Annotated in this window: 10 protein-coding genes; 5 read left to right on the top strand and 5 right to left on the bottom strand. The window is 67.3% G+C overall.

The features are described from left to right. Positions 1-1,230: an acyl-CoA dehydrogenase family protein gene (locus tag AC3WLD_RS05105; RefSeq protein ID WP_492555849.1), complete on the bottom strand. Its 1,230-nt coding sequence runs from the start codon at positions 1,228-1,230 to the stop codon at positions 1-3. Positions 1,231-1,469: 239 nt separating this feature from the next. On the opposite strand from AC3WLD_RS05105, the gene AC3WLD_RS05110 reads away from it, so the two are divergent. From AC3WLD_RS05110 to AC3WLD_RS05120, 3 genes are read left to right on the top strand one after another with little or no spacing between them, the layout of a single operon-like run. Beyond that, on the top strand, positions 1,470-2,630 hold the full coding sequence (locus AC3WLD_RS05110) for an acyl-CoA dehydrogenase family protein (protein WP_492555850.1): 1,161 nt from the start codon (positions 1,470-1,472) through the stop codon (positions 2,628-2,630). Between the two features lie 11 nt (positions 2,631-2,641). Continuing rightward, positions 2,642-3,439 (top strand): kinase, encoded by a 798-nt coding sequence (locus AC3WLD_RS05115; protein WP_492555971.1) that lies wholly within the window; start codon positions 2,642-2,644, stop codon positions 3,437-3,439. Then, positions 3,436-4,476, top strand: coding sequence for an AraC family transcriptional regulator ligand-binding domain-containing protein (locus AC3WLD_RS05120; RefSeq protein WP_492555851.1), 1,041 nt, complete (start codon positions 3,436-3,438; stop codon positions 4,474-4,476). The genes AC3WLD_RS05115 and AC3WLD_RS05120 overlap by 4 nt, the downstream gene beginning before the upstream one ends. On the opposite strand, the gene AC3WLD_RS05125 is transcribed toward AC3WLD_RS05120, so the two are convergent. Continuing rightward, positions 4,477-6,201 (bottom strand): GGDEF domain-containing protein, encoded by a 1,725-nt coding sequence (locus AC3WLD_RS05125; protein ID WP_492555852.1) that lies wholly within the window; start codon positions 6,199-6,201, stop codon positions 4,477-4,479. It lies immediately after the preceding gene. 102 nt (positions 6,202-6,303) lie between these two features. After that, positions 6,304-9,084 (bottom strand): TonB-dependent receptor plug domain-containing protein, encoded by a 2,781-nt coding sequence (locus tag AC3WLD_RS05130; RefSeq protein ID WP_492555853.1) that lies wholly within the window; start codon positions 9,082-9,084, stop codon positions 6,304-6,306. Positions 9,085-9,253: 169 nt separating this feature from the next. On the opposite strand from AC3WLD_RS05130, the gene AC3WLD_RS05135 reads away from it, so the two are divergent. Then, on the top strand, positions 9,254-9,901 hold the full coding sequence (locus AC3WLD_RS05135; RefSeq protein ID WP_492555854.1) for a flavin reductase family protein: 648 nt from the start codon (positions 9,254-9,256) through the stop codon (positions 9,899-9,901). 78 nt (positions 9,902-9,979) lie between these two features. Beyond that, positions 9,980-11,728 carry a class I adenylate-forming enzyme family protein gene (locus AC3WLD_RS05140; protein ID WP_492555855.1) on the top strand — a complete coding sequence of 583 codons (1,749 nt, stop codon included), beginning with the start codon at positions 9,980-9,982 and terminating at the stop codon, positions 11,726-11,728. 3 nt (positions 11,729-11,731) lie between these two features. Here AC3WLD_RS05140 and AC3WLD_RS05145 read toward each other — a convergent pair whose 3' ends face one another. After that, complete coding sequence (locus AC3WLD_RS05145; protein ID WP_492555856.1) at positions 11,732-12,694, bottom strand: hypothetical protein; 963 nt, start codon at positions 12,692-12,694, stop codon at positions 11,732-11,734. 75 nt (positions 12,695-12,769) lie between these two features. Continuing rightward, the gene (locus tag AC3WLD_RS05150; protein ID WP_492555857.1) at positions 12,770-15,112 is read right to left on the bottom strand and encodes an FtsK/SpoIIIE family DNA translocase; all 2,343 of its coding nucleotides are present in this window, start codon (positions 15,110-15,112) and stop codon (positions 12,770-12,772) included. Positions 15,113-15,191: the final 79 nt, after the last annotated feature.

Below are 15,191 nucleotides of genomic sequence, written 5' to 3' on the forward strand. Positions count from 1 at the left end.
CTATAGCCCCAGCACCCGCTTTGCCAGGATGTTCCGCTGGATCTCGTTGGAGCCGGCATAGATCGGCCCGGCGCGCTCGTTGAAGTAGCGCAAGGGCGCCAGCGCCTGCCACACCTCGCCGACCGTCGAACCATCGGCCGGCGCCTCGTAGTTCGGCACCGCGCCGCCCGGGCGCGTGGCGTGCGGCTGGTAGAGTGTTCCGGACGTCCCGGCCGCGCGGAAGGTCAGCTCGGTCATTTCGGTCGCCAGTTCGGTGCCGAGGATCTTCATCATCGACGACAGCGCGCCGACCGAACCATCGTCGTTCGCGCCCGACAGCAGCTTGAACTCGAGCACCTCGAGCACGTCGAGCTTCATCATCAGCCGGGCCAGGCGATGCGCGAAGACCGGGTCGTCGAGCAGCGCGCCGTCGGGGGTGGGCGTGTTGCGGGCGTTGTCGCGCAGCGCCTCGGCGCGGACCTTGAGCCCTGCCGAATAGCCGCGCGCGCCGCGCTCGAATTCGAGCAGGTACTTGGCGACCGTCCAGCCATCGTCGACCGCGCCGACCGCGTTGGCCCTGGGCACCCGGACGTCGGTGAAGAACACCTGGTTCTGGACCGTCTCGCCCGAGGTCATCACCAGCGGGCGGACCAGCACGCCGGGGCTGGTCATGTCGACGAGGAGGAACGTGATCCCCTGCTGCGGGCGCAAGCCGCGCGTGGTCCGCACCAGGCAGAACATCCAGTTGGCCTGCTGCGCGTGGGTCGTCCAGATCTTCGAGCCGTTGAGGACGAAGTCGTCGCCGTCGGCATCGGCGCGCAGCTGCAGCGAGGCGAGATCGGAGCCGGACTGGGGCTCGCTGTAGCCCTGGCAGAAGAACACCTCGCCGGTGAGAATGCGCGGGAGGAAGAATTCCTTCTGCGCATCGGTCCCGAACGCCTGAATCACATAGGCGACCATGTGGACGCCCATGGGCGAAACCGGCGGCGCCCCAGCGAGAATCCGCTCGCGCTCGAACAGGTAGTGCTGGGCGTCGGTCCAGTCGGTCCCGCCGTGTTCGGGCTGCCAGTTCGGCGCCGCCCAGCCACGCTCGTGGAGCTTCGCCTGCCATGCCATGCCAAGGTCATGGTCGGCATAGACGCTGGTCATCAGCCGCCCCGCGTCGCGCAGTTCAGGCGTCAGCGCGTCGGCAAAGAACTGGCGCGCCTCTTCGGCGAACGCGAGGTCTTTGGCTGTCCAGTCGAGATCCATGCCCTGTCCCTAGCCATGATGTTATCAGGCCTGATAACTGACTGTCAGGGCGCGCGCAAGGAGCGACCCCGGGCTTGCCGTGACAACATCCTCCGTTCGTGCGGTGGTGGGCCGGAGTCGGCGCGGAGCAGACCCTGGCCACCCGGCCGACGGCATTGCTCGTCCGGAAAGGCAGTTGACGCATTTAATCGCACGATTAAAGTCTCGCCCGCACCCCGACGAGGGCCAGAGGATTCCCGATGCGCAATTTTACCGAAGACCAGACCATGTTCCGCGACGCCTACCGCAAGTTCCTCGAGAGCGAGGTCGCGCCCCACATGGAGGAATGGCGCGAGGCGGGCATCGTCGATCGCAACATCTTCAAGAAAGCCGGCGACATGGGCTTCCTGATGATCTGGCCCGACGAGAAGTACGGCGGGATGGGCGACAACGACTTCCGCTATGAACAGATCATCATCGAGGAAACCGCCCGCGCCGGTTGCAAACAGTGGTACAACACCCTGCACAGCCGGCTCGTCGGTCCCTATTTCCAGCGCTTCGGCAACGAGGAACAGCGCCAGCGCTTCCTTCCGAAATGCGTGTCGGGCGAGACCATCCTGGCGGTCGCGATGACTGAGCCGGGTGCGGGATCGGACCTTGCGGGCATGCGCACAGCTGCGCAGGACATGGGCGACCACTGGCTGCTCAACGGCTCCAAGACCTACATCTCCAACGGCATAAACGCCGACGTGGTGATCGTCGCGGCGAAGGTCGCCGGGGCGGACAAGAAGCACGCGATGGTCCTGCTGATCGTCGAGCGCGGCATGGAAGGGTTCGAACGCGGCCGGAACCTCAAGAAGATGGGTCTTCCCGCGCAGGATACCGCCGAACTGTTCTTCAAGGACGTGAAGGTGCCCAAGGCCAACCAGCTCGGCCAGGCAGGGCAGGGGTTCTACTACCTGATGGAGGGGCTGGCCGAGGAGCGCCTGATCGCCGCAGTCGGCCAGGTCGCCAACGCCCGCAAGGCGTTCGACATCACCCGCGACTACGTGATGGAGCGCAACGTCTTCGGCAAGCCGCTGTCAGACCAGCAGAACACCCAGTTCCGCATGGCCGAGATGGACAGCGAGATCGAGCTGGTCGAGGTCTATGTCGATCACCTCGTCGCCGAACACAACGCCGGGCGGCTGACCTCGAATCAGGGCGCAAAGGCCAAGATGATGGCCTCGGAAGTCGAGTGGAAGATGGTCGACCTTGGCGTCCAGCTCCACGGCGGGGCAGGGTTCATGGACGAGTACCCGATCAGCCGGATGTTCACCGACGCCCGCATCAACCGCATCCTCGCCGGATCGAGCGAGGTCATGCGCCTGATTATCGGGCGCGAGGTGTTCTCGCAGAAATACCAGAGCCGGATGGCCTGATCGTGGAGGCGCTGCGGAAGACCTTGGCGGAGGCCATTCTTTCGCGGCTGGACCGGGGCGGGCGGCGGCCGCTGGTCGTCGGAATTTCGGGCGCGCAAGGCTCGGGCAAGTCGACGCTGGCGGCGGCCCTGGCCGAGGATCTGGGCGCGCGCGATGTTGCGGCGGCAGTCCTCTCGCTCGACGACCTCTACCTGACGCAGGCCGAACGGGCGCGGCTTGCGGCGGAGGTCCATCCGCTGTTTGCGACCCGCGGCGTACCCGGCACGCACGACCTTTCGCTGGCCTTCGCGGCGATCGCGGCGCTGGAGCGCGGTGAGGCGGCGCGGCTGCCGCGGTTCGACAAGGTCCGTGACGACCGGCGGCCCGAGGCCGCGTGGAGCGAAGTCGCGAAAGGCACCCCGGTGCTTATCCTCGAAGGCTGGTGCGTCGGCGCCGCGCCGCAGGATGCACCGGCCCTGGCCGAGCCGGTCAATGCGCTCGAACGCGAGGAGGATCCGGAACTGCGCTGGCGCGGCTATGCCAACCGCATGCTCGAACGCGACTACCGCACGCTGTTTGCGCGGATCGACTATCTCGCCATGCTCGCCGCGCCGGGTTTCGAAGCGGTGTTCGGCTGGCGGCGGCAGCAGGAGCGGGAACTGGCCGCCACCAGCCCCGGTGCAGCGACGATGGATGACGCTGCGCTGTCGCGGTTCATTGCGCATTACGAGCGGCTCACCCGCCACCTTCTGGCCGATCTTCCCGCGCGTGCGGATCTTGTCGCCCGGCTCGATGCCGACCGGGCCATTCTCGGGATGGCAGTCCGATGACCGGTTGCAACGACATGTTCGGCGCGGGTGAAGCGCCGTCCCACGCCGCCTCGATGCGCCAGATTCGCAGCTTTGCGCGGCGCGAGGGGATCGCTCTCGACGGGCTGATCCCCGACGAGCTGCTGCGCTCGTGCGGCTCGATGCCCGACTATCTTCCCGCCGCGCTGGTCATCGATGCGCTCGACGCCGCGGCCGAGCGGGCGGGGCGGCCCGATCTCGGCTTCGCCTTCGCCGCGTGGAGCAACCTTTGCGGCTACGGTCCGCTCAGCCTGCTGTGGGATCACTGCGGTTCGCTCGCCGAATCGGTGGCGGTTTCGCGACGCTACATGCACCTCGAAATGGCGGCGCTCGGCTCCGAAGTGCTCGACGAGGGCCCGGCGGTCGCGCTTTGCCAGTTCGTGACGGTGCCGACGCGGCAGGGAGGGCGCCAGTTCCTGTCGGCGACGCTGACCCTGCAACTGCGCGTCGCACGGCGCTTGCTGGGCGGCGAGTGGGCTCCGCTCCGGTTGGAGCTGGACGGCCCGCCGCTGGCCGACCAGAGCCTGGTGCGGCGGCTGTTCCGCTGTCCGATCGCCTTCGGAACGGGGCGCAACGCCCTGATCGTCCGCCACGAGGACATGCACCGCTGCGCGCCCCACGCGAACCCGGCGATGCTGGCGCTGGTCAGCAACCGGCTCGACAATGTCGGCGGCCCGGTCGAGGGGCTGCTGGCGCAAGTGACGCGCAGCGTTCGGGCGAAGCTCGCCGGCGGGGAAGCCTCGCTCGCGGAGGTCGCTGCGACCTTGGCGCTCAGTCCGCGCACCTTGCAGCGCCGCCTTGGGGAACACGGCACCACCTTTGCGGAGATCCTGATGGACGTGCGGATGCAGGTCGCCCGCGAGTATTTCGCGAGCCGCAACCGCCACGGGCTCGAGGATCTGGCGCGAAGGCTGGGCTATGGCGACGCCAGCGCCGCGAGCCGGTTCCTGCGCACGGCGATGAACATGGGGCTGCGCGACCTTGCCGCCCAAGGCGAGGCGGCGCTGGTCGCCGCCTGATCAGGCGCGCTCGCGCACCCGCAGCGGCAGCGCCGGCATCGAGAAGCCTCGAACCTTTTCCTTCATCGTCCGGTTTCGCCCGGCGCGCTTCGCATCGTAGAGCAGGCGGTCGCAGTGGAGGTAGCTGGCTGCGAAGTCTGGCTCGACCCGCGTGCCCGCGCCGTATTCGACCAGCCCCATGCTCGCGGTCACCAGCCGGTCGAGGCCGGGGACATCGGCTGCGATGCGCACCGCGATGGCCTGGCGCCGGCGCTCGGCCTGTGCGGTGGCATCCGCACCGGCGAGCACGAGCATGAATTCCTCACCGCCGAGGCGGATCGCAATGGTCCGCTCGTCGGGCATCAGCGCCTTGCCTACCGCGCGCAGGACCATGTCGCCGACGCCGTGGCCGTAAGTGTCGTTGATGTCCTTGAAGCGGTCGAGATCGAGCACCGCCACAGTGCGGAATCCCTGGGCATGGAGCGCGGCGAAGCGGGTCTCGATGGCGTGGCGGTTGAGCAGACCGGTCAGCGGATCGCGCTCGATGCGGTCCTCCAGCATCCGAGCCTCCGCAAGGGCGCTGTCGCGCTGACGCTTGATGGTCAGGAACCGGTCGGCCACGCCGAGTGCGGTGACCAGAACCTCGATTGCGAGCGAAAGGTGCTGCGCGCCCTGCATCTCGAGCGGCGCTTCGGTAACGCCCAGCGCGGATACGACGCGGACCATGCCCGAGAGCATGAACGGCATCCATGCGGCGATCTGCCAGTTGACCGCGCGGCTGCCTCGGAGCCGTGCGGTCACCATCACCCAGACCATCAGGGCCACCACCGGGAGCCAGGAGAGGTAATAGACCGACGCCGAGACAGACCGGAAGGCATCGTTGCTGAACAGATAGAACGCCGTCCACGCCGGAATCCACGCCAGCGCGGTGAGGCGCAGGAGGCGGCGATGGATTTCATCGACGGCGCCCTCCTCGATGAGGTCGGCGAGGAACAGCAGGGCGCCGGAGATGCCCCCGCCGAACGTGGCCGCGGAAAGAATGGACAACTCGTAGATCGAAAGCGTGAGCAGCCGATTGATGAGGCCGGAAGTGACCAGCGTCTGCACCAGCATGAACGCGACCGCGACGGCGTGCCACAGCAGGAAGCGCTCGCGCAGCACGCGGTAGAAGGCGAGGTTGAACAGCAGCGGCATGCACAGCATCCCGCACAGCGCGGCGAGCAGCAGCTCGAAGTCCGTCCCGTGGCCTTGCGCCTGTGCGTCATCGCCCAGCCGTGCGTCGGAAAGCATGCCGATGAAGCGCGGGCGGTGGATTTCCACGACCACATCGCGCACTGCTTCGTCCGTTCGCGGCAGCGCGGCGCTCATCAGCCAGTCGCCGGTGGCGAGCGACATGTCATTCGGGGAGACAATTCGCGTCACGGTGTGCCCGTCGGTCGTCGTGACGCGCAGGGTCACCTCGGCGAAGCGCGTCAGCCGGGTGATGAATCGGGTAGGGGCCGCGCCCGCCGCGCCGCGCAGGTCGAAGCGGATGAAGGTCTTTTCCGGCGAGGCCTGCCAGTTGGCCGCGTCGCAGGTCCAGCGGGCCGGATCGGCGGCAACCTGCTCGTAGCTTTCGAAGTGTTCGGCGCCGGCGTGGCAGGAGGAGCCCGGCTCGAACGGTGTCGCGGCCAGCGCCGGCAACGCGAACAGGCCCAGCCACAGCATGGCCAGCACCGCCGCCAGTCGTTCGAACCCCCGCTCCATCGCGCAAGCTCTATCCCGAGATGCCTTATGCAGGGTTAAGGCCGGGCACGAAAAAGGAGCGGAACATGATGTTCCGCCCCCGCTTTTTCCAATCCGCCGCGATCAGAAGTCGAACGTCGCCCGGGCGTAAAGATAACGCCCGTTGAAGCCGAACGGCGAGAAGATCGAGAACGGAATGTATTCCTGGTTCGCTGGATAGACCCCGCCGACCGACGCCGGGCGCGGGCCGAACGGCGAGCGGTCGGGATAGACGTCGAACACGTTGTCCGCGCCGATCGCGAGGTGGAGGCGGTCGATCGGATCGAACCGCAATTCGAGGTCCGTCACCCACTTCGCGCCGAGGAAGATGTCGTCCGGCCCGAACGCGGTCAGGCTGGCGGCATTGGGCGCGAGCGGCGCGGCGGTTCCGGGCGAGACCACCTTGCCATAGCGGGTGGTCCGTGCGGTCAGGCCGAACATGCCGAGATCGCCGTCGAGGCTCAGCACGATCTTGTCGCGAGGCTGGCCCTTGGTGAAGCGCAGCGATTCGGTGCGCCCGAACAGGATCAGCCCCGGAATCGTGGCGAGCGGCCCGAGGTCGTTCTTGTACTTCAGGATTTCGGTCTTGTTGTAGTTGTAGGCGGCGGTGAGGTTCCACTTGCCCATGCCGTCGCCCAGCGGGAGGCGCCAGCTCAGCACCGCATCGACACCCTGGGTGCGGGTGTCGAGGCCGTTGATGAAGAACCGCGCCGCACCGACCGAGTTGAACCCGTTGGCATCGAGCACCGCCTTGACCGCGGCGTTGACCGCAGCGGTACCGCTGCCCGACGCGCCGAGGTTTTCGGTGAGCACGACCCGGTCGGTGATCTTGATGTTATAGTAATCGACCGTCAGCGTCAGACCGGACATCGGGTTGGCGGTGAACCCGCCCGAGAGATTGAACGACTTTTCGGGCTTGAGGTCCTTGGAGCCCAGCGCACGGGCCAGCGGACTGCCGACCGCAACCGTGCTGATGTCCACCGGCACGCCCGAGATGAAGTTGGTCGAGGTGGTCGTGAAGTACTGCTGGTGCAGCGAGGGCGCACGGAAGCCGTTCGAGATCGAGCCGCGCAGGGCATAGCCGGGCGCGACCTCGAACCGGGCAGCAAACTTGCCGGTGAAGGTGTCGCCGAAATCAGAGTAATGTTCGTAGCGACCGGCCAGCGTGGTGGTCAGCCCTTCGACCGGATCGGTGTCGAACTCGACATAGGCGGCGTACGAATGACGGCCCGCATCGGTCGCCGCCGAGGCCGGGATACCGGGGAAGCCCTGCGCGCCCGCGCCGGCCTGGCGGCCCGGGAAGGTGCAGATGCCGGTCCCGGCGTTGTAGACACCCGACTGTGCTGCGCAGTTGGCGCTGGTGGTCGCCTGTGCCGCCTTGAACAGAGGGCCGAGGGCATAGGACTGGAGGTCGCCCGGACGGATCTGGAACTTCTCGTCACGGTATTCCGCGCCGAACGCCACCGACAGCGGCTTGGCGAAGCCGATCTCGTAGTCATGCGTGAAGTCGGCGTTGACCAGCCACTGGGCGTAGCGCAGCCCACCGGCGTCGAACACGCGCTGGCTGGCCGGTCCGAACGAGGTGTTGAGCGAATTCTGGATGAGATAATCGAATGAGTTGTGGCCATAGCCGACCGAGAAGTCGGCATTCCACCCGCCGATCATCCCGCGCAGCCCACCGGTCGCGGCATAGTCGGTCAGGTCGGTCTTGATGAACGGCAGGAACCCGTCCGGAGTCAGCGGCACGAAGTTGGCGTTGGTCGGGGTCGTGTCCGGCGCAAGGACCGAGAAGTCGCGGTTGGCCGACCCGTTCTGCTGGCGGTAATTGGCGGCCGACAGCGAATCGCGCTGGTTGAAGCTGGCGAAGGCATAGGCTTCGAAGTCGCCGACCGGGACCATCGTGTTGAGGAAGATCGTGTAATCGTCCGACTTCGGATCGCCGAAGCGGAACTCGAGCCGGTCGAAGGTCAGTTCGCGCGGATCGAAGGTCGTGCCCGAAGGGCGGATGTAGTTCGGCCGCAGGTCGAAGCCTTGGCGGTTGGTGTAGCCGCGGCGGCGATACTCGGCGGTCAGGTTGAGGTACCCGCCGACCGCGCCGAAGAACGGCAGGCCGATGTTCGTGGCCACGGTGTAGCTCTCGCCATCGCGGGCCTTGCGGTTGCCGTCGACGGTCGGGAGGAAATAGCGGGTGTCGGCCGGGTTGAGGATCGGCTGGCCGTTCACGTCACGCTGCAGCCCGGTGACGTTGTCGACGCCGTCGATGGTGGTGACGTACTTGCCATAGGAGACGGTCGCCTTGCCGCCCTCGCTGGCGGTCTTCAGGCGGATGTTGATGACGCCGGCAATGGCGTCGGAACCGTACTGCGACGAGGCACCGTCGCGCAGGACTTCGATGCGCTCGATCGCCAGTGCCGGGATCGAGTTCATGTCCACCGCAGCGCTCCCGCGCCCGACCGTGCCGTTGATGTTGAGCAGCGCCGAGACGTGGCGGCGCTTGCCGTTGAGCAGGACCAGTGTCTGGTCGGGCGAGAGGCCGCGCAGCGTGGCCGGGCGCAGCGCGTCGGAGCCGTCGGCGATGGCCGGCTGCGGGAAGTTGAACGAGGGGACCAGCTTGTTGAGGATCTTGTTGGTTTCCATCTGGCCGCCGTTGGTCAGCGCCTCGCTGGTGAGGACATCGACCGGGACCGGGGAATTCTCGACGGTGCGGGAGGTGGTGCGCGTACCGGTAACGATAATCATCTGGTCGGGCGCGGGCGCCTCATCGGCCTGCGCGCCGTCTTGCGCAAAAACCTGCGGCGCGGCGGCGAAAGACAGCGCCAGCGCGGCACCGGCGACGCTGCTGCGAAGCATCGAGAGCTTGGACATGATGGGACCCCCTTTTTGGTCTTGTAATTGATTGTCGAAAGCTAGCCCGCTTGTGTCTCCGAGCAACAATCTTCCTCGCGGCTGCGGCAAATCGCTGGAAATTTGTGGCAATCTTGCCACTACCTCATGGTAGCTTGCCCAAGTCGCCGCGCCGGGTTAGCGCCCGGTGATGCACTTCGACATGGACGGCCTCTCCCCCGCCGATCGGTACCGGCTCGTGGTCAACACGGTGACGCCCCGCCCCATCGCGTGGACGGTGACACAGGACCGCGAGGGCCGGCGCAACTGTGCTCCGCACTCGTTCTTCAACGCCCTGTCGGACGACCCGGTGCTGGTCGTGCTCGGCCTGCTGGGCGCCGGCCGCGACGGGGGCGACAAGGATACCGCGCGGATCATCCGCGAGACCGGCGAGTTCACCGTCGGCCTCGTCAGCGAGGACGACGCGGAGAAGATGAATGTCACCGCGATCAACGCCCCGCCGGGGGTGGACGAGCTGGAATATGCCGGCGTCGCCACAGTGCCGTCACTGCGGGTCGCCCCGCCGCTGATCGCCTCGGCCCCGGTCAGCTTCGAATGCAAGGTCTGGCAGATCCTCGATCCTTCGCCGCGCAGCTGCATCGTGCTGGGGAAGGTCGAGGTCATGCACATCGCCGATCGCTTCGTCAGCGATGCCGAAAAGCTGCGGATCGATACCGGGGCGATGAAGCTCGTCGGTCGGCTTCACGGGTCCGGCAAGTACGTCCGCACCGTCAACGACACTTTCGATCTCAAGCGGCTGGCATGGCCGGCCGAAGGTCCTGCCGAAACAGGGCGTTGACGCGAAGCGGCGCGGCTGGTTCAATCTACCCGGCGGTACGGTGCGCGGAAAAGCACCGGCCGGCCGAGAGGAGAAACCATGCCTGCTGCCGAGACGATTTCGGGCGATGCCGTCGCCGCGCTTCCCGAGGGCTGGCCGGCGCTGAGCGTCGCCGGGGTGGCCGAGGCGCTGTGCGTACCCGGTAGCAAGTTCGAGATCGAAACGGTTCAAATCCGCGGAATCCCGACCCGCGTGTGGAAGCACACGCCGCCCAATCTGGCCGCTTTGGTCGCGCTCAGCCGGGCACATGGCGAGCGCGAATTCCTCGTCTACGAGAACGAGCGCGTCACTTACGAGGCGTGGAACCGGGCCGTGGCGGCACTTGCCGCGCACTTCACCGCTGCCGGGATCAGGAAGGGCGACCGCGTCGCGCTGGCCATGCGCAACCTGCCCGAATGGACGGTGATCTTCTTCGCGGCGGTGTCGATCGGGGCGATCTGCGTGCCGCTCAACGCGTGGTGGACCGGGGCCGAGCTCTGCTATGGCCTGACCGACTCCGGCGCGAAGCTGCTGGTCTGCGATCCGGAGCGGCTGGAGCGCATCGCGCCGCACCGCGCGGACTGCCCGGCGCTGGAGCGGGTGATCGTCTCGCGGTTTCCCGGCGATCTGCCGCAAGGCCTGTCCGCGCTGGAGGACGTGATCGGCCAGCCCGCCGCTTGGGCAGACCTGCCCGATGCCGCGTTACCCGAGGTTGCCGTCGACCTCGATGACGACGCCGCGATCCTCTACACCAGCGGGACCACCGGGCACCCCAAGGGCGCGCTGATCACGCACCGCAACTTCCTCAGCAACATCTTCTCGGGTGCCTATGCTGCGGCCCGCGCGGTGCTGCGCCGGGGCGAGCCGCTCCCCGAGCCAGAGCCGCGCAACATCCTCACGGTGATCCCGCTGTTTCACGCCACCGCGCTCAGCGCGACGCTGATGGGGGTGCTGGTCGCGGGGCACCGGATGATCTTCATGCGCAAGTGGGACACCCTGCGCGCGATGGAGATCATCGAGCGCGAGAAGGTCCATGCCACCGGCGGCGTACCGACCATTGCCTGGCAGCTGATCGAGCATCCCGACCGCGAGAAGTACGATCTCTCCAGCCTCGAATCGATCGGCTATGGCGGCGCACCCTCCGCGCCGGAGCTGGTGAAGAAGATCTACGAGGTGTTCGGCGCGCTCCCCGGCAACGGCTGGGGGATGACCGAAACCACCGCGACCGTCACCACCCATTCGGGCGAGGACTATCTCAACCGTCCGACCAGCGCCGGGCCGCCGGTCCCCGTCGCCGACCTCGAGATCCGTGCCGACGATGGCGTCACGGTGCTACCCGTCGGCGAGGTGGGCGAACTGTGGGCGCGCGGGCCGATGATCGTGAAGGGATACTGGAACAAGCCGGAAGCGAGCGCGGCCACATTTGTCGATGGCTGGGTCCGCACCGGCGACCTTGCCCGGCTCGACGAGGAGGGCTTCGTCTATATCGTCGACCGGGCCAAGGACATGGTCATCCGCGGCGGGGAGAACATCTATTCCTCGGAAGTCGAGAACGCGCTCTACGAACATCCCGCGGTGACCGACGCTGCGGTGGTCGGCGTGCCCCACCGCACGCTGGGCGAGGAACCCGCCGCGGTGGTCCACTGCGCCCCGGGCAGCAACGTGGAAGAGGCCGAACTGCGCGCCTGGGTGGGCGAGCGGCTGGCGGCGTTCAAGGTCCCCGTGCGGATCCTGTTCATGGACGAGACCCTGCCGCGGAACGCCAACGGCAAGATCCTCAAGAAGGACCTGAAAGCGCTGTTCGACTGATCCTTACGGCTTGGGCGTGTACCCGTTCTCCCCCAGGAACCAGCGCAGCGCGGGTTCGAAGGCGGTGAAGGTGATCTCCTGGCCTTCGGGGCACATGTCGTCGACGTAAGCGACCTTGCAGCTTTCGGGCAGGAACATGAGGTCGGTGTCGGCGAGCTTGCTCGCGGTCAAGATGCCTTCCTCCGCCTTGCCCAGCCGCGCCATGGCGGCGGCATAAGCGGCGCAGGCACCGTTGCGCTCGTACTTGTCCGACTTGCAGGCCTTGAGCGTGACCCTGGCATAGCCCTGCCACACCCTGGCGAATCTCGGCTCTGCGCTCACGTCGACCATCGCCGCGTCGCGCAAGTTCCAGATCTGCGGCGGGCTCCAGCTGCCCGCGCCGCTGGCGAAGGCATAGCGGAAGGAATCGTCCTGCCGCGAAAAATCGACCATGCCGTCCTTGTCGATGTCGGCCGGGAAGTGCCCGCCCGGCTCGCCGTCCTGCGGCGGCAGGGTGAGGGTGATCGCCCTGCCACCGATCGCCGTCACCAACTGGAATGTCGCGCAGCAGTGCGCTCCGCCCGAATAGCCCTCGATGATCGCTGCCATCGGGCCGCCCGTCGACAGGCGGCCGATCGACAGCCAATGGCCATAGGCATCGCTCCGCCATTCGTCGTCGGGGACCCGGTACGCGGCAAGGCCCGGCAGGGTGACGGTGACATCGACCGCGTCGATCTCGTCCTTTTCGCCGGTTTCCTCGTCGGTCCACGGGCGCTTGGCCGGGGTCAGGACGATCGAGGCACCTTCGGCCGTGATCGTGAGCGGCTTCTTCGCGCCGAGCGCTTCGACATGCTTCGAGACCGGCTTTGCCTCGGCATGGTCGGCCGTGACGCTGAAGGCCGCCAGCACCGCCAAGACAATCGGTATCACGCCCAGCCGCCTGAGCCCGCCTGCCGCCACGTTGCGCATTTCGCACACTGCACACATCTGCCGTTTCGTCTCCTTCGCCGCCGCGTCTAGCAGGGGCTGGGGAGGCGTGCGTTGACGTGCGTCACAGGCCGGTCAGAGCGGGTTGCCGTCCTTGTCGCGGTAGATCTCGCGCCGCCCGACGTGGTTGGCCGGGCCGACGAGGCCGTCCGCTTCCATCCGCTCGATCCACTTGGACGCGGTGTTGTAGCCGACGCCCATCTGCCGCTGGACCCAGCTGGCGCTGGCCTTCTGGCTTTCGAACACCAGCTGGCAGACCTGCCGGTACTTGCGCTCCTCGGGATTGTCGGAGGCGGTGGCGTCGAGGTCGTCGAAACCAAACCCGCCATCCTCGGGCTCCTCGGTGACCGAATCGACGTATTCGGGCGAGCCCTGCGCGCGCCAGTGATCGGCGACCTTTTCGACTTCCTCGTCCGAAACGAACGGGCCGTGGACGCGCTTCACCGGGTCGGTGTTGGGCTTGTAGAGCATGTCGCCCTTGCCCAGGAGCTGCTCCGCGCCCTGTTCGCCCAGGATCGTGCGGCTGTCGATCCGGCTGGTCACGGCAAAGCTGATCCGGGTCGGCAGGTTGGCCTTGATCACGCCGGTGATGACGTCGACCGAGGGGCGCTGCGTCGCCATGATCAGGTGAATGCCGGCGGCGCGGCTCTTCTGGGAGAGGCGCTGGATCAGGACTTCGATCTCCTTGCCGACGGTGACCATGAGGTCGGCCAGCTCGTCGACGATGACCACGATCTGCGGCAGGACCTGGTAGTCGAGCTGCTGTTCCTCGTACAGTTCCTCGCCGCTGTCTGGATCGAACCCGGTCTGGATGCGGCGGCCCAGCGGCTTGCCCTTGGCCTGCGCGGCGCGGACCTTCTCGTTGAAGCCGGAGATGTTGCGGACCGAGATCGAGGACATCTGGCGGTAGCGCCGCTCCATTTCCTCGACCGCCCACTTCAGGGCGCGAACGGCCTTTGCCGGCTCGGTCACCACCGGCGAAAGCAGGTGGGGAATGTCGTCGTAGCTCTTGAGCTCGAGCACCTTGGGATCGACGAGGATCAGGCGGCACTGCGCCGGGGTCAGGCGGTAGAGCAGCGAGAGCAGGATCGTGTTGAGCCCCACAGACTTGCCCGACCCAGTGGTGCCCGCGACCAGCAGGTGGGGCATCGTCGCGAGGTCGGCGACGATGGGCTCCCCGGCGATGTCCTTGCCGAGGATGATCGGCAGCAGGCCCTTCGAGTTCACGAACGTCTCGCTCGCCACCATCTCGCGGAACGAGACCATCTGGCGGTCAGCGTTGGGCAGTTCGATGCCCATGACCGTCCGCCCAGGGATCGAGGAGACGCGCGCGGAGACCGCGCTCATGTTGCGGGCGATATCGTCGGCGAGGCCGATCACCCGGCTGGCCTTGATGCCGGGCGCGGGCTCGAGCTCGTACATCGTCACGACGGGTCCGGTGCGGACCGCGGTGATCTCGCCCTTGACGTTGAAGTCGTCGAGCACGGTTTCGAGCAGGCGGGCGTTGCGTTCCAGCGCCAGCTTGTCGATCTTCGGGCCGGAGTGGGCCGGCGGTTCGGCGAGCAGCTCGATGCTCGGCAGCTCGAACTTGTCGAACAGGTCGCCTTGGCGGCTCTTCGCGGTCAGCTGCGCGGGAGCAGGGGCGCGGGTCGGGTCGGTGATTTCCGGCGGCTTGCGCGGGGTGTCGGTGAGCGGCTGGATCTTGTCGTCGCGGCGCGCCTTTCGGCGCTGGGCTGGGACAAACTCCGCTACCGCGCCGTCGTCGCCAATCGCGCGCGGCTCGCGGAGGAGAAGGTGGGGCAGCTTCAGCAGGACGCGCCAGTCGATCATGAACACGCGGCCGATCGCGACCAGTCCGCAAACGAGTGCGACAAGACCGAGCCCGCCGATGATCCAGCCCTCCGCCGCCGGGACCAGCGCCGCGAGCGCCCGGACCGCGGTTGCGCCGATCAATCCGAAAAGCCCGCCCGTGCCGGCGGGCAGGGGGCCGGTCACGCCCGACAGGAACAGCGACAGGGCCGTCCCGGTCAGCCCCATGCCGACCAGCAGCACGACCACCGGGCGGCTCCAGTGGACGGTGCCAAGGTCCTCGCCTTCGTCGGCGAGGTCCCACAGGCGGCGGGCCAGCACGTAGAGCAGCGGCAGCAGCAGGGCCGAGGTCACGCCGAACAGGAACAGCGCCCGCTCTGCCGCCCATGCGCCGGGGGCGCCCATCCAGTTGGTTGCGGGACCGCCCGCGGCGGTGCTGCCCGAGGGGTCGGTCTGGTCGTAGCTGAGCAGCGCCAGGGTAAGAAACAGCATCGCGCCGAAAAGCAGCAGCGCGCCGCCGATCTCGCCCGCCCTGCGCAGCGAGCGCTTCATCACGACCCGCCAGTCGACCGCGCTGGTCCGCGATGAGGTGATTGCGCGACTTGCCATGACCCGAATTCCCTTCCGGCCGCATAATGCGCCCTGACCGGACTCGGCGTCAAGAATCCCCGTGATTCCCCGAAGGATT

This window comes from Novosphingobium sp. FW305-C-111 (genome assembly GCF_058783565.1).

Coding starts and splice junctions, on each gene's coding strand:
- AC3WLD_RS05105 (WP_492555849.1), bottom strand. CDS start 1,230: ATGGATCTCGACTGGACAGCCAAAGACCTCGCGTTCGCCGAAGAGGCG.
- AC3WLD_RS05110 (WP_492555850.1), top strand. CDS start 1,470: ATGCGCAATTTTACCGAAGACCAGACCATGTTCCGCGACGCCTACCGC.
- AC3WLD_RS05120 (WP_492555851.1), top strand. CDS start 3,436: ATGACCGGTTGCAACGACATGTTCGGCGCGGGTGAAGCGCCGTCCCAC.
- AC3WLD_RS05125 (WP_492555852.1), bottom strand. CDS start 6,201: ATGGAGCGGGGGTTCGAACGACTGGCGGCGGTGCTGGCCATGCTGTGG.
- AC3WLD_RS05130 (WP_492555853.1), bottom strand. CDS start 9,084: ATGTCCAAGCTCTCGATGCTTCGCAGCAGCGTCGCCGGTGCCGCGCTG.
- AC3WLD_RS05135 (WP_492555854.1), top strand. CDS start 9,254: ATGCACTTCGACATGGACGGCCTCTCCCCCGCCGATCGGTACCGGCTC.
- AC3WLD_RS05140 (WP_492555855.1), top strand. CDS start 9,980: ATGCCTGCTGCCGAGACGATTTCGGGCGATGCCGTCGCCGCGCTTCCC.
- AC3WLD_RS05145 (WP_492555856.1), bottom strand. CDS start 12,694: ATGTGTGCAGTGTGCGAAATGCGCAACGTGGCGGCAGGCGGGCTCAGG.
- AC3WLD_RS05150 (WP_492555857.1), bottom strand. CDS start 15,112: ATGGCAAGTCGCGCAATCACCTCATCGCGGACCAGCGCGGTCGACTGG.